The sequence below is a fragment of the Janthinobacterium sp. BJB446 genome, from assembly GCF_002735655.1.
Lineage (GTDB): Bacteria > Pseudomonadota > Gammaproteobacteria > Burkholderiales > Burkholderiaceae_D > Janthinobacterium > Janthinobacterium lividum.
Genome location: NZ_PDZK01000001.1, coordinates 2,719,669 through 2,737,566 on the forward strand (window position 1 = coordinate 2,719,669; position 17,898 = coordinate 2,737,566).

A 17,898-nucleotide genomic window follows, 5' to 3' on the forward strand; every position below is an offset into this window, starting at 1 on the left:
CAGCAACAGCCTAAACCCCAGCGGCAGGAGCCCCATGTTCAATTTCGACTTTTACAATCCGACGCAAATCCTCTTCGGCCAGGGCCAGATCGCCGCCATCACGGCGCTGATCCCGCCGCATGCCAGAGTGCTCATGACGTATGGCGGCGGCAGCATCAAGCAGAACGGCGTCTACGATGAAGTCAAGGCGGCGCTGGCCGGCCATACCTTGCTGGAATTTGCCGGCATCGAACCCAATCCCAGCTATGAAACCCTGATGCAGGCCGTGGCCATGGTGAAAAGCGAGCGCATCGATTTCCTGCTGGCCGTCGGCGGCGGTTCCGTGGTCGATGGCACCAAATTCATCGCCGCGGCCGCCCTGCATGAAGGCGAGGCGTGGGACATCCTGGCGAAAGGCGGCAAGATCGTCGAGGCCGCCCTGCCCTTCGGCACGGTATTGACGTTACCGGCCACGGGTTCCGAAATGAATGGCTCGGCCGTGATCACGCGCAAGGCCACGCAGGAAAAGCGCTCGTTCATGAGCCGCAAGGTGTATCCGAAATTCTCCGTGCTGGACCCGTCGAAAACGTTCACCTTGCCGCTACGCCAGGTGGGCAATGGCGTCGTCGATGCGTTTGCGCATGTCATGGAACAGTATTTGACCTACCCTGTGAACGCGTCCGTGCAAGACCGCTTCGCCGAAGGCATTTTATTGACCTTGATCGAGGAAGGCCCGAAAGCCCTGTCGCACCCGGACGACTACGACGTGCGCGCCAACGTGATGTGGAGCGCCACCCTGGCCTTGAACGGCCTGATCGGCGTGGGCGTGCCGCAGGACTGGTCCACGCACGCCATCGGCCACGAATTGACGGCATTGTACGAGCTCGACCATGCGCAAACCCTGGCCATCATCCTGCCCAGCATGCTGCGCGTGCGCAAGCAGGCCAAGCGCGCCAAGCTGCTGCAATACGCGGCCCGCGTGTGGGGACTCGACGGCGGCGACGAGGATGGCCGCATCGAGGCCGCCATCGCGCGCACGGAATTCTTCTTCCGCCACATGGGCGTCAAGACGCGCCTGGCCGACTACGGCCTGAACCACGCCAGCGTGGATGCCGTCGTGTCCGCCCTGGAAGCGCACGGCATGACGGCGCTGGGCGAGCAGCGCGAAGTGACGCCCGCCGTCAGCCGCAAGGTGCTGGAACTGAGTCTGTAGCGCAGTTTGCAAATTCCAGCCACACTGTTGTAAAACGGTCAGCCAGGGGGACAGCTGGCCGTGGTTCATGCTAAGCTGTCAACCGCTAGGGGTCCTGGAGTCGTTATCCGGGTGAGAGATACCCTTCGTACCTGATCTGGATAATGCCAGCGAAGGAAAGCGCAAAGTACCTCCCTCCTTTGATAGCTCCTGCGTTGGCGCCAGCCGAACAAGCAGCCTGCCGTGCTCTTTACAGAGACGGCTTGAACCACGAGCAATCTATGTCCACACCGAATTTATCTGCGCATTTTTCCCGTCCTGTACTGACCCTGGCCATCCTGCACGCGTTTGCCGCGCCTGCCTTTGCTGCGAACGACACCGCCGAAGCCACCGATCCGCAGGCCCAAAACATGGCCGAAGTCGTCGTCACGGCCAGCAAGGCGCCGGCCGCCAAGCGCGCCTCCGTGGGCGGCTTTACCGACGCGCCGCTGCTGCAGACACCGGCGTCCGTCACCGTCATTTCGCAAAAAGACATGCAGGACTTGCAGATCCGCAATCTCAGCGATGCCGTCAAGCTCGACGCCAGCATCAACGAATCGTACAACGCCGTCGGCTACGCAGAACAGTTCACCATCCGCGGCTTCAAGCTCGACACGAACTCCAGCTACCGCAAGGATGGCGTGGCCATTCCTGGCGACACGCAAATTCCGCTGGAAAACAAGGAACGCATCGAAGTATTAAAAGGCCTGGCCGGCTTGCAGGCAGGCGTGGCCGCGCCTGGCGGCGTGATCGACTTCATCGTCAAGCGCCCCACCGCCGCACCGCTGCGCAGCGTCACCGTGGAAGCGCGCGAACGGGGCACCGTGTATGGCGCCGTCGACCTGGGCGGACGCCTGGAAGACACGCGCTTCGGTTACCGCGTCAACGTGGCGGCCGAGCGCCTGCGTTCCTACATCAAGGGCGCGGACGGCAACCGTCGGTTCATTTCCGGCGCCTTCGACTGGCAGATTTCCCCGCAAGCCCTGCTGCAGCTCGACGCCGACTACCAGGACAAGGCGCAGGTCACGGCGCCCGGCTTCCAGCTGCTGAGCAACGGCAGCCTGCCGGCCAACGTCAGCGCCGACACCATGCTCAACAAGCAGCCGTGGACGCATCCGGTGGAAACCGTCACCAGCAACCTCGGCCTGCGCTTCCAGTACGCCTTCAATGACGACTGGCACGCCACCCTCTCCGCCAACCAGCACTCGTTCAAGCGCGACGACTACACGGCGTATCCGTATGGCTGCAGCCCGGAAGGCTGGGCGCCCGTCTTCTGCAGCAATGGCGATTTCTCCGTATGGGACTTCCGCAGCCTGGGCGAGACGAAAAAGCCGCTGAGCGCGCAAGCCATGATCCAGGGCAAGTTCGCCACGGGCAGCCTGCGCCACGAATTCACTGCCGGCGTGTCGTACTTCAACCGCAAGGACCGGGCCGGCAAGTACGTGTACGACGAAGTGGGCATCAGCAACATTTATCGCCCCGTCATCGTCGCGCCATCCGACGGCGTCACGGGCCCCGTGCGCCTGGTACGCAACGACAAGGAAAAATCCGTCTTCGTGCAGGACATCGTCAGCCTGGCGCCCAACTGGAAGCTGCATGGCGGCCTGCGCCACATCAATGTGGATGGCTACCAGTATGTGCTGAAGGCCGACAAGGAAATCCGCGCCAAGCACGACTTCCTGTTGCCGAACGTGGCGCTGGTGTACAACCCGCAAGACAATATCGCCGTGTATGCATCGTATTCGCAGGGCATGGAGCACGGCGGCACGGCCGACCGCTACGCGGAAAACGCCAATGTGGAACTGACACCGAGCCGCTCGAAGCAGATCGAATTGGGCGTAAAGGCGGACCTGACGCCGGACTTCATGGTGGCCGCCACCCTGTTTCAGATCCGCAAGGGCCTGGAATTCAACCAGTACCTCGACAGCAGCATGAGCACCTACAACTTCGTGCGCGCGGGCCAGGCCCAGCACCGTGGCCTGGAATTGTCTGCCCAAGGCAAGGCATCGGCCAACCTGAACCTGGGCGCGTCCATCACGGCCCTGAACAGCCAGCAATCAGGCACGGGCAGTGCGGACTACGATGGCAAGCGCGTGCCCAACGTGCCGGCCTTCAAGGCGGCCGTGCACGCGGACTACGCCGTGCCGCAAGTGGCGGGCTTGAGCGTGAATGGCAGCTGGGAATATGCGGGCAAAAAGGCGTTTGAAAACAACAACACCACCTTCGTGCCTTCGTACAGCGTGTTCAACCTGGGCGCCGCCTGGGCCACGCGCCTGGCCGGCACGCCAGCCGTGCTGCGCGCCACCGTCAACAACGTGACGGACAAGTTCTACTGGCGCGATGTGACTCCGGAAGCAGGCGGCTACCTGTTCCCGGGTGCAAGCCGCACCTTGAAGGTGTCGGCGCAATTCGACTTCTGACAACCACATGGGGCATGCGCCGGACATGCCCCTATTCGTGGACGAAAATATCAAATAATTAAAATATTACACTGTGGTAATTATTAAATTGCTATAATTACCACCCTTATTTTATTATCCGCGCAAGGCATCTCCATGAAACAGCATGTGGCGTCACTGATATTTGCCAGCCTGATCCTGATCACCGGAGGCAGCGTCCACGCCACCGAGGCAGCGATTCCCATAGAGCAATTCACCAGCAAGGATCGGTTCAGTACACCACGCCTCTCGCCAGATGGCAAACACATAGCGGTCACGACTCAGATGCAGCAGGGCGGGCGCAGCATCCCCATCATCACCATCTATGCATTGCCGGACATGAAAGCGGTAGGCATGCTGCGCCTGCACATATTTGAAGTGCCGCTTAACTACCTTTGGTTGACGAACACGCGTTTGGTATTGCGCAAGGGTCTGGAACTGGGGGAGCTGGAACAACCGGTATCAACTGGTGAAATCATCGCTTTTGACCTCGACGGCACCAACCAGGAATACCTGTTCGGCTACGATATGTTCCGCTCGTCGAGTCGAGGCGACCGCCTCGACGATGATCATGGCTATGCCCGCATCAACGGCGTTCCCTTGCCGCGCAATAGTCACGTCTTTCTGTCAGCCCAGGAATGGGATCGTGACCGGTCAAAGTTATACGACGTCGACAGCAAGAAGGCCCATCGCAAGACCCTGGCCGACATCGCTGCACCACGCCTGCAGTTTGTGCAGCAGCGCAATAGCGTACCGCGCTTCGCCTACGGCTGGGACGACAAGAACGAGCCGGTGTTGTACCGTCTTGATGACGTCAGCGGCCAGTGGCGTCTCACCCCTCCCATCCCAAAACAAACCACAATCCCGTTCCACTTCACAATGGATGACAGCGCTTTTTTTGCTACCCATGCCGTCAACGGTGGCCCTGAGGCCCTGGTGCGGGAAGAGCTGGCTAGCGGAAAACGAGTGGTTCTAGCGCAAGATCCTGTTGCCGACCTGAGCAGCGTAATGTATGACGCCAACGAGATGCCTTTCGCAGTATCTCACCAGCTGGGCCGTACCCGTGCCATCTACCTGGACGCCAATAGTGCGGACGCCCGGCTGCACAAGCAATTGAGCGCATCTTTTCCGGACGAACATGTACGCTTCATCAACTTCACAGATGACGGCACCACCTTGCTGTTTTCCGTCTACAGCGATCGCGACCCGGGCAGCTATTACCTGTACGACAAGGCCAGCAACAAGGCGGAACTGCTGTACTCGACCATGCCTGGCATCGACCCGGATCGCATGGCCGAGCGCCGCCCCATTGCCTTCAAGGCACGCGACGGATTGCAACTGCATGGCTATCTGACCATGCCGAAGCATGCGCCAGGCGTTAAATTGCCGCTGGTTGTCATGCCCCACGGCGGACCGCACGGCGTCTACGATACCTGGTCGTTCGACAGCGATGCGCAGTTCCTCGCCAGCCGCGGCTACGCGGTACTCCAGGTTAATTTCCGTGGTTCCGGGGGCCGTGGCGAGACTTTCATCCGGGCAGGCTACCGTCAATGGGGCGAAAAAATCCAGGACGACATCCTGGACGGCCTCGCCGCTGTAATTGCCGAAGGCGAAGTCGATGCCGGGCGCGTCTGCTCATACGGCGCAAGCTTCGGCGCCTACTCGGCAATGATGCTGACCATACGTGCACCTGGCACCTTCAAATGCGCTATCGGCTATGCCGGCGTATATGAGCTTAGGTTGTTCAAAGAAGAGGATGATGCGCGCCGCCACAAATATATCCGGCATGCCTACCAGGACTATATCGGTGAAAACAACAAGGAACTCGACGCCATCTCGCCTTCACGCCTGGCTGACCGGATCAAGGTGCCGGTATTGCTGGTGCACGGCGACAAGGACAAGACGGCACCGCCGGAACACGCCGAGTTGATGCGCAAGGCCTTGGTCAGGGCCGGCAATACACCGCAATGGATGATGGCGCAAAACGAAGGACATGGCTTCTACATGACCAAAAACGCCACTGCATTCTATCAACAACTGGAAAGCTTCCTGGCCGAACACATCGGAAAATAAGGCCGGCTTACCCCACCCTGCCTGGGGTGCTGGCGCTCAACCAGTCATCCGCCTGCGCCAGCCGCACCGCCAGGCTACCGCTGACGAGCAGGTAGGAAATCTGGCGCTCAGCCAGTTCATCGAGCAGCCGGCGATGAATCAGCTGGCGCACGGCTTCCGACTCGCGCTGCAAGCCGTCGGCTACCCACGGGCTGTCGGGCGCCGTCACCAACGTCAGATCGTACTGCGTGGCATCGGCCAGCGCCGCCAGCGGCGCATCGGCGCCATTGAAATAATGGCGGCTGTAGACCACCGTCATCAACGGCGTTGTATCGCAAAACAGGAAATGGCGCGCCCGCGCTGTGGCAGCCGCTTCGCGTTCGACTTGCGTTCGCGCAATGCCAAACTGGTCGGCCGCGATAGGCACCCGGCCCTGCTTTTCGACAAATTCGCGCAAGTATTCCGGCACCCAGACGGTGCCGTAGCGTTCGGCCAGGGCGGCTGCCAGGGTCGACTTGCCCGACGATTCCGCGCCCAGGATGGCCACGCGCACGCAACGCTCCATCACTTGAGGACCATCGCGCTCGGCGCGGCCGGGGCCGACTTTCTCCACGCCAGCAAGCCGATGATGGCCATCACGACGAAGAAGGCATACAGCACGGCCGTCAGGGTCAGTCCCTTGTGCAGGTATAGCCAGACATACAGCACGTCGACGATGATCCAGGCGATCCAGTTTTCCAGTTTCTTGCGCGACAGCAGGAATTGCCCCACCAGGCTGCCTGCCGTGAGGAAGCCGTCCGCGTGGGGCACGTCCGTATCCGTCGTCGTCAGCAGCCAGGCTATCAGCAGGAAGCCAACCAGCCAGCCTGCGGCGCACGCCATCCAGCCGCGTCCATCGAGGCGCGTGACAGGCAAGGTCTTGCCGCCGCTGGCCGGGTGCAGCCACTGGTACCAGCCCCAGAACGAGACGCTGATAAACAGCAGTTGCAAGGCCATGTCGCCATACAGGCGCGATTCGAAAAACACGAAACCGTAGGCGGCCGAGGAAATGATGGCGAACAGCCACGCCCAGTGATTCTGGCGGATGTTCAGCGCAACGGTTGTCAATGCCAGGACAAAGGAAATCAGTTCAAGCGGCGTGGTGGCAAAACCCAGCAGGAGAAGCGTATCGTTCATGGGAATCGTGATGAGGCTGGTGGTGCAGTATGCAATACCAGCCATGAATAAGCAAGATTGCCCGCACCGCCGCAGCCCTTCCCTACTCAGGCAAAGCCTCCCTTGACGGCGCGCGCCAGCGTACGCCGCACGATCAGCTTGTGAAATGGCCGGATCACCAGGATGTAAGTACGCCCTATCCAGTTATGGCAATGCACGACGGTGGAAAAGGTGACGCTGCCATGCAGCCCCGCGTCCCGGTTGCGCAGCACGGACAAACGGAAGTCCAGGTGGCTATCGTCCTCGCCCACGATGATTTCATCATCGCTGACGGCAAAGATGCGGAAGATGCCGATGCGTCCATCAGGCTTGGCCGCCAGCTGTCTTGCCGTCTTGATGCCGAAGGGCGAGACTATCGTGTCGCGCACCGCCAGCAGCCACTGCGCCCAGCGCGGTTGGCTGCACAGCACCACACGCGCCAGGGCCTGCATATCCATCTGCCGTACACCAGCGCTGGGCAGGCCGACGGCATACGCGTCGGCCAGGTTGCTGCCCGGATACAATAGGGCGATGCTGGCGCCTGGCGGCAAGGCCACGGCGCGTACCACGTTGCTTATCTCTTGCATGTGCTCTCCATGTGTTCAGTGATAACATGGCCATCATACACGACAATGTGAACAGCGATAACATCGAATGACAAGCACAAGTACTTACCATCACGGCAACCTGCGCGACACCCTGGTCGCCGCCACCATCGCCCAACTGGCGCAGCAAAGCGACGCCACCATTTCCCTGCGCGAACTGGCGCGCACGGTGGGCGTGTCGATCGCCGCCGTGTACCGCCACTTCCCCAGCAAGGAAGCCTTGCTGGCCGACGTGGCGGCAGCCGGTTTCGCCAGCCTGATCGCCAAATGGGAGGCAGAACTGCCGCCGCAGGGCAGCCTGCCATCCGAACAGCGTTTTCAGCTGCTGGGCCAGCAATACATCGAATTTGCCCTGGCCGCTCCGGCCCACTACCGGCTGATGTTCGAACACCAGAACGTGCGCCAGTTCCCCGCCCTGCTGGAAGCGGCGCAAGCGTGCTTCCAGTACGTGCTGCAGACGGCCGGCGCGGCCGTGCGCGAAGCGGGCCTCGACCCGCGCTGGGACAAGGCCGCCGCCAGCGCCGGCTGGTCGCTGGGCCATGGCTACGTGATGCTGCTGCTGAGTGGCCGCCTGGCCATGGCGGACGGCGGCAACGATTTGTCGCCGGCGATGGTGCCGCGCTTTTTCCAGTTGCCGGTGGAGGCGTTGCGGCAGGCTGCCTTGCCAGGCGGGACAACCGCAATCAAGTCAGATTGACCCAGTGATCGGCGAGTGCCAACGTCAGGAACTTTCATGCACAACATATCGATAGACACGCTCTCGGTGACCGCCAGGCAATGCATTGCCGTAAGCTGCCTGCAACGCTTTTGCCAGCGCTTTGACATTCACCATCCGGCGCTGTCCGCATTCGCCGAACACGTGTGGAAAGTGGCGCAGATCGCGCCTGGGGATTTTTCGGCATGGGAGCATGGTTTTGCTTCCCTGGCGGTGACCGGCATGGGCGACCCCTGGCCGGATGACATCCGCCTGGCCATGCCCGGGCACCTGCTCGGCACGCTGGAGCAGCTTGTCGGGCATGTGCTGGAAACGAGCGCCTGCACCTGGTATGGCGATGACCTTCCGGCAAGCCGGCGGCAGCTGGAAGCCGTCCTTGATATCTGCGCCAGGCACGGCGTGGCGGCGCCACCGCTTGCGCACTATGTGCAGCACGATGCGGCGCTGCGCGGCGGCTGGGGGCCGATGCTGACGGACGCGGAAGTCAGGCGCTGGCAGGCCCTGCTATAGCGCGTGGCCTGCAATGGCGGCGGAGGCTCACGCCGGCAGGCCCTGGCGCACCTGGTCGAGCAGCCGCTCCTCTTCCTCCGTATCCGCATCGATCTGCGTGACCACGGTCCAGAATTGCGGGCAGGTCCTGATCTGCTCGAAAGCCTGGCTCGTTTCAAGCCGCACCATGGTTTTCCTCAGGCTGTGCAGATAGCCCTCCTCGATGGCATCGAGCAGTTCGTCATCGGCAGCGTCGATCAGCTCGAGCAGCGCGCCTTCGATCCTGGCATACCCCTCCTCCCACAGCTGGCCGATTTCCGGCACGTCGACTTCGATGCACTCGTTCGACCAGTCCGGCGGATAGTAATCGCGCTCCCTGCTCCCGGGATCAGTGTTAAGGCTCAGCGAAAGGGATGGGAACGATACGGCGTTGAAGGCAAAGGCGGAAAATGCCTGATCCTTGAATGGGGACGCGCCCAGCAAGGCCAGCGACGCGCTGGCCAGCTTGAAGCAGGTTTCTTCCACGTCGTAGGCAGTTTCAAATGTCTGCCAATCAAGGGGCAAAGCGGGAGTCGTGGGCATGGCGGGCCTGTCGAAAAAATACGGGTGGAAAGTGAGAGGAATTATACGTGGCACAGCCGAGACAGCAGGCGCTGGCCGTGCTTACGGTGCGGCCGATGCGGAGACCATAAACCGGCGAGTCGCCAATTCCCCACCCTGCAGGAAACGGCGCAAGCGTACTTCCAGTACGTGCGGCAGATAGCCGGCGCGGCCGCGCGCGAAGCAGACCTCAATGCGCGCTGGGACAAGGCCGCCGCCAGCGCCGACTGGTCGCTGGGCCACGTCTACGTGATGCTACTGAGCGGCCGCCTGGTCATAGCAGAGAGCGGCGAGGATTTGTCGCCAGCGATGGTGCCGTGCTTTTTTCAGCTACCGGTGGAGGCGTTACCGCAGGCGAAAAATAAAGCGAGACAAGAATAATTAAATCAGACAAAATTAGTGATCTAATGCGCGGTGAATGCCATTTCCGTTTTCACAGAAGCTGCAGCTCATTGAAAAAATATTTTGGAGAGATAGAAGTCTGTGTTCGCAGCATAAAAATACTTATCTGCAGCCCAGAGTTGCCAACTCACAATCCAATGTACAACGAAAAATTCTAAATTTGAGGAAATATGATTTTTACGATTGGACAAAAAAGAAGCAGTATTTTTCTTGTGGTAGGCGCGATCTCTAGTGCTGCCGTGGCTTTTGTCTTTGGTGTTTTCGTAGGTAATACTCTACCCGGACCAAACATGTTTTCACAAGACACTTTGTCTTCATGGGTGACTGCTGCCGCCACAGTTATGATAACTGTACTGACCTTCATCCTTGCGGTTGAGACGTGGCGACTGCGTTCTGCACAATCCGCTCAGATTGCAAATTTGCATCGCGAAAGTATTCAGCCAAGCGTTTCGCTTTCTCTCAGTGAGAACCCTGCTGGAATCCATTTCATGGACGCGAAGGTTGTGAACATGGGCAAGGGGATCGCAAAAAACATAAAATTTTCGTTCAAAGATAGAAACGGCTCATCAGCTACAGATGCAACTGAACCGATTATCAAACCCTTCAAGAAGCTTGCAATGTTTGCACATGGCATCGAGTCATTAGGTTCAGGGCAAGAATTGTCGAGCTTTGTATTTAGTTTTTTGGATCTACAGTCGGAAATAGGCCAAGAAATTTTCTCCCCCTACTTGAACGTAGTAATCAGCTATGAAGATGTGGAAGAACATTATTATACAAATACCTTCACCGTTGATTTCATCCAATTCAAAGGCATGAGCAAGCTGGGAAATAGTCCAATCGAAGAAATCTCAAAGGAAATTCAGAAATTTCGAAAAATATTTGAAAAAATCAGCAATTCAAATAACCGTCTGGGCATTGACGTCTATGATTCTCAGGATAGGAAAACAGAGGCGGAAAAAATTCAGACTTGGATAGAAGAACAAAGACTGCGAAATTCAACCTAACTACAAAGAAGCTGGAGGCTCGCAATGGGATCGAACGCGTAAGCTCGCTTTCTCCGTAACCAATTAGCCATCATCCGATACTACGCAGGAATTCAGCTACACCTTTTCACTTTCGCAGCTTGCCCCACGTTGCAGCCCATAAAAAAACCGCATCCCCAAAACAGGCGGATGCGGCTTTGCGCTAGCGCAAGCTAAAGCTTATTTCTTGGCGGCTTTCACTGGCTTCGGATACTTGATGGTCATTTCCTGCAGCAAGTTATCCGCATGGTCCACTTCCTTCATCACCCACAGCATGTAGCGGATGTCGAGGTGAATGGCGCGCGTGATGGCCGTGTCGAAGTACCAGTCCTTGGTGATCGATTCATACGTCGAATCGAAGTTCAGGCCGATCAATTCACCGCGCTTGTTCATCACGGCCGAGCCGGAATTGCCGCCCGTGGTGTCGGCGCTGGTGAGGAAGTTGACGGGCACCGTGCCCAGCACCGGATCGCGGAACTGGCCGTAGCGTTTTTGCTTGACGGCGTCAATCAGGCCTTGCGGCGCTTCGAACGGGGCCTTGCCCGTGACTTTCTCGACGATGCCTTCCACGGTCGTGAACGGTCCCTTGGTGATGCCATCGCGCGGCGAGTACGGCGATACCGTGCCATACGTGACGCGCAGGGTCGAGTTGGCGTCAGGATAGACCGGTTTGCCTTGCGACTTTTTCCAGGCAATCACGGCTTGCATATATTGCGGAATCACGCGTTCCAGGTTGCCGTCGATTTCCTTGCGGCGCTCTTCCAGTGCCGCTTCGACGGGCTGCAGCTTGATGGCCAGCGCCATGAAGGCGTCGTCGGACTGGGCAACAGCGGCCTGGTCCTTCTCCAGCCAGGCCAGGCGCTTGGCCGTGTCAGCCAGTTGCGTCTGCTGGTACAGGGCCGCCACGGCAGCTGGCGCCGGCAGCAGCGCGTCCAGGCCTTGCGGATGGCTCTTCGCCGCCAGTTGCGCGTAGCGCTTCAGACCGGCTTCAAAACGCGCCTGGTCGACCTTGTTGACATACGACTGTTCCAGGCGGGCCAGACGGGCCTTGATGAAAGCCAGGTCGCGCTGCTGGAAGCCCGATTCGCGCTCGGCATCCGCCTTCTGGCGCTCCAGCGACAAACGGTAGAGGGTGCGCGCGCTTTTCAGCAAGTCGCTGTTGGTGGCCACGCTCCAGGCGAACTCTTCTTCGCTCAAGGCCATGTCGCTGGCGATCGCCGCGTCCAGTTCGGCCAGCAGGGTCGGCGACACGTTCGGCTGTTTCGCATACCAGGCGCGGAACTCGGCATCCTGCACGTCCTTGATGGCGGCGATGTCCTTGCGCGCGAAACCATCGAGCAAGCCCTGGGTTTTCTTCAGCACGTTGTTGATGCTTTTCACCACGCTCGCATAGCGCACGGCAGCGGCCGCGTCGCCATTCGTGGTGTCAGCCATCACGGCCAGGTCGGCTTGCAGTTCCGACACTTTCAGGGGGAAGGCCGTATCGCGTGCGAAGCGGATTTCCGCCGGCAGCTTGTAGCGGCTGGTGCGGCCGGGGTAGCCCGCCAGCAAGATGCCGTCACCGGCTTTCAAGCCTTCGGCCGAGACCACCAGGAAATCCTTCGATTTGTACGGCACGTTGTCGGGCGACGGGTCGGCCGGACGGCCATCCTTGCCCACGTAGGCGCGCAGAAACGAATAATCGCCCGTGTGGCGCGGCCATTCGTAGTTGTCGATATCGCCGCCGAAGTTGCCGATCTTGTCCGATGGTGCGTACACGAGGCGCACGTCGCGTATCATCATCTGGCGGATGCGGTAGTACTCGAGGCCGCGGTGGAAGGCGGGCACGGAGCAGCGGTACATCTTGTCCGTTTCGCATTCGGCGATCAGGTCCTTGATGCGCTTTTCCACGGCTTCGTGGCGCGCGCGGCCGCTCATGTCGGCCGTCAAGCCTTTCAAGACGCGGTCGCTGACGTTCTCCACCTTGTCCGTCACATACACGAGGCTGTTCGGACCGCCCGGCAGCTCTGCGGCGCGCGTCTTGGCCAGGAAGCCGTTGGTGATGTAATTGTGTTCCGGCGTGGAATTGCGCTGCACGGCGCCATACGCGCAATGGTGGTTCGTCACCACCAGGCCGGCGTCGGAAACGAAAGCGGCCGAGCAGCCGCCCAGCGACACAATGGCGCTCATCGGGTGCTTGCTCAGGTCTGCCAGTTTTTCTGCAGGAATTTCGATACCGACCCGTTTCAGTTCGGCTTTCAGCTGTGGCAGCTGGTGTGGTTGCCACTGCCCTTCGTCGGCGTGTGCGCCGGCGAACGCGCCCAACAAGGCGACTGGTAAAACGATTGTTTTGAACAAGATATGCCCCTCCATAAATAGCAGGCGAAAGTATAGCCTGTCCAGGCGGCATGAGTCGGCAAAAATTAACCCATTGCAATTTCTGTATCAGGCGGCCGGCCGCCCCGTCCCCTGCAGGGGAATCTGCAGGGCCAGGCGGCAACCGGCGCCCGATGCCGGCATGCCGACCTCGAATTGCCCGCCCAGCGCCGTCACCCGCTCGGCGATGCCGATCAGGCCGAAGCACTGCTTCTTGCGCTGCTGCTGCGGCGTGATGCCGATGCCGTTGTCGCTGATGGCCATATACACGGCGCAGGCATCCGAGCTGAGTTCGATCTCCACCTGGCTGGCCTGGGCATGGCGCATGACGTTGCTGAGCGCTTCCTGCACGATGCGGAACAGCACGATCTCGACCTGGCTGCCGATGGAGGAAAACAATGCCTCGTCGCGTATCAGCAGCTGGCAAGCGATGCCGCTACGCTTGCGGAAGTCGCCCACCTGCCACTCGATGGCCGCTTGCAGGCCAAGGTCCAGCGCCATCGGGCGCAGCTCGTTCATGATGCCGCGCACGCTCTTGATGGTGGTGTCGACGTTGCTGAGCACGGCGCCGACGCGGCGGTGCAGACGTGGATGGGAACCTTCCGTGCGCGCGCTGAGCATGGAAATATCGATGCGCAGCGCCAGCAGGTTTTGCCCCAGCTCATCGTGGATATCGCGCGAGATACGCTTGCGCTCGTCCTCCTTGGCCGTTTCCAGGTGCAGCGCCAACTGGCGCAGCTGCGCATGCGACTGGCGCAGGGCGCCATCCATCAGCTTGCGTTCGGTGATATCCGTATGCGCCACCACCACGCGCAGCGGCCCTTCGCCGAGAAAGCGGCTGATCCTGGCCTGCGACCAGCGGGGGCCGGCGCGCGTGGCAAACTCATACTCGAGCGCAAACGTGTCCGCATTGCCGGCAATGACGGCGCGGATGCCGGCGGCCAGCTCGCGCCCGGCGCTGCGCTGCCAGCGCGGGTCCAGCTCGCAAAACTCCAGGTAATTCTGCGGTTTTTGCATCTGCCCGACAAAATCCAGGCACGCCTGGTTGGCATGCGCGACGCGGCCCGCCCGGTCCAGCACCAGCACGCGGTCCGTCAATGAATCGATGGTGGCGTGAAAGAAGCGCTCGGCATCGCGCAAGGCTTCCTGCGCCCGCTCGCGCTGGTGCACTTCCAGCTGCAGATGCTGGTTGGCCCGCAGCAATTCGGCCGTGCGGTCGACCACCCGCTGGTCCAGCTCGCGGTGCAGCTCGCGCAAGTCCGCCTCGGCCAGCTTGCGCTCGGTGATGTCGGAAAACACGCCGACAAAATGGCTGATCGCGCCATCCGGGCTGCGCATGGGCGTGATCGACAGCGACTCGACGAAGCGCTCGCCATTCTTGCGACGGTTCACCAGTTCGCCATACCAGCTGCCATCCTGGTGCAGGCTGCGCCACATGGCTTCATAGAAATGCGGCAAATGCGTGCCGCCGCCGAGGAAGGACGGATCGCGGCCGATGGCTTCCTCCGCCTGGTAGCCGGTAATGGTGGTGAAAGCGGGATTGACGGAAATGATGCGGTTGGCGCTGTCCGTCACCAGCACGCCTTCGCGGATACTGTCGAGTATCACAAAAGCGCGCCGCAAGGCCGATTCGCGCGCGTGCTCGTCGCCCAGGTCCGTCACCACCATGCGCGCCGTGGCGCTGTCCGCATCGTAATTGGCTTCGATGCGCACCATGCCGCTCATGCCACCCGCTTCGCCTTCGAACAATTGCGCTTCAAGCACCTGGCGCGCACCGTTGGTAAAGACCGCATCGAGGAAGCGGCGGAAGTCCCCTTGCGCCTGCGGCGCAACGAATTGCTCGAAACGCCGTCCCAACAGCCGGTTCTTGTCGCGCTGCAGCAAGCCGCAGGCCGCTACGTTGACGCGTGTGATGACACCCCCGCGCGCCAGCGAGAAATAGCTGACGGGCGCCTGCTCATACAGCTGCGCATAACGGTCGCGGCTGCTTTCAAATTCATTCTTCAGCTGCTCCAGTTCGGCCAGGGCCGCGCTCTGCATTTCCAGCTCGATCTGGCTGACCTGCAGCTCATGCAGCTGGCGCATCACGTCTTCATTCGACTGCGGCGGCGCTACGGGCTGGCGCTGCTGCGCTGCCAATTGCCCGGCCTGCTCTCGCAATCTGGCCGGCCCGCTCTCCTCGTCGAATGGTTCGCTCATGACGCGCTCTCTCCTGCTTTCCCGTCTGCTACGGCGCCGGCCTGGATCTGGCGCAGCTGGGCTTCCAGTACCTTTGACTCGGTAATGTTAATAAAGGTCACGACCACGCCATCAATGACATTTTCCACCGTGCGGTACGGCATGATGCGCACGTTGTACCAGCGCCCGTTCTTGGTCTGCACCTGCCGCTCGCAAAACACCAGGCTGCGGATGACCTCCAGCGCGTCCACTTCCAGGTTCGGGTAGGCGAGGTCGTTGACGATGTCGCTGAGCGGACGGCGCAAGTCCGTCTGGATCAGCTTGTAGATTTGCGTGGCCGGCGCCGTGAAGCGGCGGATGCGCAGCTCGCTGTCGAGGAAAATGGTGGCGATATCGGTACTATTGAGCAGATTTTTCATGTCGCTGTTGACCAGCGACAAATCGTCGACCTTCGATTGCAGCTCCGCATTAACCGTGTACAGTTCTTCGTTCAACGACTGCATTTCTTCCTTCGACGTGGTCAGCTCTTCGTTCGCCGATTGCAGCTCTTCATTGGTCGATTGCAATTCCTCGTTGGCCGATTTGAGTTCTTCGCGCGAGGTCTGCATTTCATCGCGCACGGCCTGGATTTCATTGCGTGCCTGGATCAGCTGCTGTTCCAGTTCCAGCACCTTGGGATTCAGCGAGCGGCCCCGGCGCGGGGTGGCGGCCAGCGGCACGCTGGCAAACGTCACGAAGAGCATGCCGCGCAGCGCTTCGGGCTGGCGCAAGGCTTCCGCCGTCAAATCCACGCCCTGCGCCTGCCCTGCGTGATCCTTGAGCAGCAAGCCTTTCAGGCGTACCAGGCTGTCGCTTTGCAGCGCCTGCTTGATCAGGCCCGCCAGCTCGTAACGCAGGCCATCGCGCGCCATGGCGTGGATATTCCAGTTGGCCTTGCCTGCCGCCGGCTCCAGGAAGGCGCCCGTGCGCCCGTTGATATACAGGATGTCCCCATCCTGGTTCAGCAGCACGGCCGCAGGCGAATATTTCTGGAGCAATAATTGCTCGACATGGGATTGGATTTTTCCAGTCATGCTGACTTCTCTCGTGTCGCTGGGGGTAGGAGGAGTGGCCGACGATACCTTCGTGGGGAAGTACGTCAGCAAGCGCTGGCGCGCCAGGTTGTCGAGCCGGCGGTACAGCCGGGTCGACGTCGTCAGCGGCGCGAACAGCTCGGAAAAATGTCCGGGCGTGTCGGCGCTGCCCAACAGCAAAACGCCGTCGCGGTTCAAGGCGTAATGAAACAGGGGAATCAAACGCTGCTGCAACTTGGCATTGAGGTAGATCAACAGGTTGCGGCAGCACAGGATATCGAGCTTGGTAAACGGCGGATCGGAAATGATGTTTTGCTGGGCAAAGATGATCATGTTGCGGATCTCTTTCCTGACCAGGTAATCGGTCTTGTCCTGCAAGAAAAACCGTTCCAGGCGCTCGGCCGACACATCGCTGCTGATCGTTGGCGGAAACCGGCCCTGGCGCGCGCGGTCGATGGCGTCGGCCGACAGGTCGGTGGCAAAAATCTGCAGGCTGTACTTCGATGGCGGGTTGCTGCCGGCCACCACTTCATGGAAGACCATGGCCAGCGAATACGCTTCCTCTCCCGTGGAACAGGCAGGAATCCAGGCCTTGAAGGCGCGCCCTTCCGGGTGGGCCGCCAGCATTTGCGGCAAGACCACCATTTTCAGGTATTCCCACACTTTCGGATCGCGGAAAAAATTCGTCACGCCGATCAGCAATTCCTTGAACAGCAGGTCGATTTCCACGCGATTGTTGCGCAGATAGGGAATGTACTCTTCCATCGATGTCATCTGGTACAAGCTCATGCGGCGCTCGATGCGGCGCAGGACCGTATTGACCTTGTAGTCCGAGAAGCTGTTGCCCGTATGTTCGGCCAGCAAGGCGACAATTTCCTGCAAAGAATTGCGTCCGCTCGGCTCCTTGCCCGGCAATTCCAGGAAACTGCTGCGAAACAGGTAACTGATGATCTTTTCCGGCATCTTGTCGGGAAAATCGACGAGGTCCACGGCGTCGGCGGCAATGGCGCTTTGCGGCATCATGTCGAACTTGGCCGTATCGGGATGCTGGGCCAGGGTCAGGCCACCGGCCTGCTTGATGGCCTGCAAGCCGCGCGTGCCGTCGCTGCCCATGCCCGACAGGATCACGCCCACGGCCAGTTCGCCCAGCTCGACCGCCAGACTCTCAAAGAAGGCATTGATGGGCAAGCGGTGTCCGCGCAACTGCAGCGGTTCGCTGAGCAGGAAACGGCCCTTCGACAGGCCGAGGTCGGCATTCGACGGAATCACATAGATATGGTTGGGCCGCAATGACGCCTGGTGCGTGATTTCCGTGACGGGTATGCTGGTGGCCCGCTGCAGCAGTTCCGGCAACAGGGCTTTTTGCGTGGGATCAAGGTGCTGGATCACCACATAGGCGATGCCGCTTTCCAGCGGCACATGGGTCAGGAAAGCGACAATAGGGTCGAGTCCGCCAGCGGAAGCGCCAATGGCCACCACCGGAAAACCGATGGTGGGCGCTTCAGGAACAGTAGGCAGGCTGACCAGACTGGTTTTGCTGCGTTTGCGGGTTATCATCGTCTGCT

14 protein-coding genes and 1 riboswitch are annotated in these 17,898 nt (G+C 60.3%); of the genes, 7 read left to right on the forward strand and 7 right to left on the reverse strand.

The window, feature by feature from the left end; genetic code table 11:
- Positions 1–34 precede the first annotated feature (34 nt).
- From CSQ92_RS12035 to CSQ92_RS12045, 3 genes are all read left to right on the forward strand, one after another.
- The gene (locus tag CSQ92_RS12035; RefSeq protein WP_034779411.1) at positions 35–1,192 is read left to right on the forward strand and encodes an iron-containing alcohol dehydrogenase; all 1,158 of its coding nucleotides are present in this window, start codon (positions 35–37) and stop codon (positions 1,190–1,192) included.
- 77 nt (positions 1,193–1,269) lie between these two features.
- Positions 1,270–1,367, forward strand: a riboswitch (TPP riboswitch).
- 85 nt (positions 1,368–1,452) lie between these two features.
- Complete coding sequence (locus CSQ92_RS12040) at positions 1,453–3,630, forward strand: TonB-dependent siderophore receptor (protein WP_099394218.1); 2,178 nt, start codon at positions 1,453–1,455, stop codon at positions 3,628–3,630.
- 135 nt (positions 3,631–3,765) lie between these two features.
- Positions 3,766–5,721 carry an alpha/beta hydrolase family protein gene (locus CSQ92_RS12045; protein WP_099394219.1) on the forward strand — a complete coding sequence of 652 codons (1,956 nt, stop codon included), beginning with the start codon at positions 3,766–3,768 and terminating at the stop codon, positions 5,719–5,721.
- A 7-nt stretch (positions 5,722–5,728) separates the two neighbouring features.
- Here CSQ92_RS12045 and CSQ92_RS12050 read toward each other — a convergent pair whose 3' ends face one another.
- The 3 genes from CSQ92_RS12050 to CSQ92_RS12060 all read right to left on the reverse strand — a co-directional run bounded on the left by CSQ92_RS12050 (position 5,729) and on the right by CSQ92_RS12060 (position 7,481).
- The gene (locus CSQ92_RS12050; protein WP_099394220.1) at positions 5,729–6,265 is read right to left on the reverse strand and encodes an AAA family ATPase; all 537 of its coding nucleotides are present in this window, start codon (positions 6,263–6,265) and stop codon (positions 5,729–5,731) included.
- Positions 6,265–6,876, reverse strand: a complete 612-nt coding sequence (pnuC, locus tag CSQ92_RS12055; RefSeq protein WP_070282197.1) for a nicotinamide riboside transporter PnuC — start codon at positions 6,874–6,876, stop codon at positions 6,265–6,267. Before pnuC ends, CSQ92_RS12050 begins: the two co-directional genes overlap by 1 nt.
- 86 nt (positions 6,877–6,962) lie before the next feature.
- Positions 6,963–7,481 carry a DUF2867 domain-containing protein gene (locus tag CSQ92_RS12060; RefSeq protein ID WP_099394221.1) on the reverse strand — a complete coding sequence of 173 codons (519 nt, stop codon included), beginning with the start codon at positions 7,479–7,481 and terminating at the stop codon, positions 6,963–6,965.
- 67 nt (positions 7,482–7,548) lie between these two features.
- Here CSQ92_RS12060 and CSQ92_RS12065 point away from each other — a divergent pair, with 67 nt between their 5' ends.
- Positions 7,549–8,196: a TetR/AcrR family transcriptional regulator gene (locus CSQ92_RS12065; protein WP_099394222.1), complete on the forward strand. Its 648-nt coding sequence runs from the start codon at positions 7,549–7,551 to the stop codon at positions 8,194–8,196.
- Between the two features lie 36 nt (positions 8,197–8,232).
- Complete coding sequence (locus CSQ92_RS12070) at positions 8,233–8,724, forward strand: hypothetical protein (protein ID WP_099394223.1); 492 nt, start codon at positions 8,233–8,235, stop codon at positions 8,722–8,724.
- Between the two features lie 27 nt (positions 8,725–8,751).
- On the opposite strand, the gene CSQ92_RS12075 is transcribed toward CSQ92_RS12070, so the two are convergent.
- Positions 8,752–9,285: a DUF4303 domain-containing protein gene (locus tag CSQ92_RS12075; RefSeq protein ID WP_143450352.1), complete on the reverse strand. Its 534-nt coding sequence runs from the start codon at positions 9,283–9,285 to the stop codon at positions 8,752–8,754.
- A gap of 168 nt (positions 9,286–9,453) precedes the next feature.
- Here CSQ92_RS12075 and CSQ92_RS12080 point away from each other — a divergent pair, with 168 nt between their 5' ends.
- Together CSQ92_RS12080 and CSQ92_RS28735 are read left to right on the forward strand one after the other, a co-directional pair.
- Positions 9,454–9,684 (forward strand): hypothetical protein, encoded by a 231-nt coding sequence (locus tag CSQ92_RS12080; RefSeq protein WP_099394225.1) that lies wholly within the window; start codon positions 9,454–9,456, stop codon positions 9,682–9,684.
- Between the two features lie 191 nt (positions 9,685–9,875).
- A complete protein-coding gene (locus CSQ92_RS28735; RefSeq protein WP_143450353.1) occupies positions 9,876–10,709 on the forward strand; it encodes a hypothetical protein in 834 nt (277 codons plus the stop codon).
- Positions 10,710–10,907: 198 nt separating this feature from the next.
- On the opposite strand, the gene CSQ92_RS12090 is transcribed toward CSQ92_RS28735, so the two are convergent.
- The 3 genes from CSQ92_RS12090 to CSQ92_RS12100 all read right to left on the reverse strand — a co-directional run bounded on the left by CSQ92_RS12090 (position 10,908) and on the right by CSQ92_RS12100 (position 17,890).
- Positions 10,908–13,064, reverse strand: coding sequence for a S46 family peptidase (locus CSQ92_RS12090; protein ID WP_373606033.1), 2,157 nt, complete (start codon positions 13,062–13,064; stop codon positions 10,908–10,910).
- A gap of 87 nt (positions 13,065–13,151) precedes the next feature.
- Positions 13,152–15,281, reverse strand: a complete 2,130-nt coding sequence (locus CSQ92_RS12095) for a PAS domain-containing sensor histidine kinase (RefSeq protein WP_257219198.1) — start codon at positions 15,279–15,281, stop codon at positions 13,152–13,154.
- The gene (locus CSQ92_RS12100; RefSeq protein ID WP_099388356.1) at positions 15,278–17,890 is read right to left on the reverse strand and encodes a chemotaxis protein CheB; all 2,613 of its coding nucleotides are present in this window, start codon (positions 17,888–17,890) and stop codon (positions 15,278–15,280) included. Before CSQ92_RS12100 ends, CSQ92_RS12095 begins: the two co-directional genes overlap by 4 nt.
- Between the last annotated feature and the right edge of the window lie 8 nt (positions 17,891–17,898).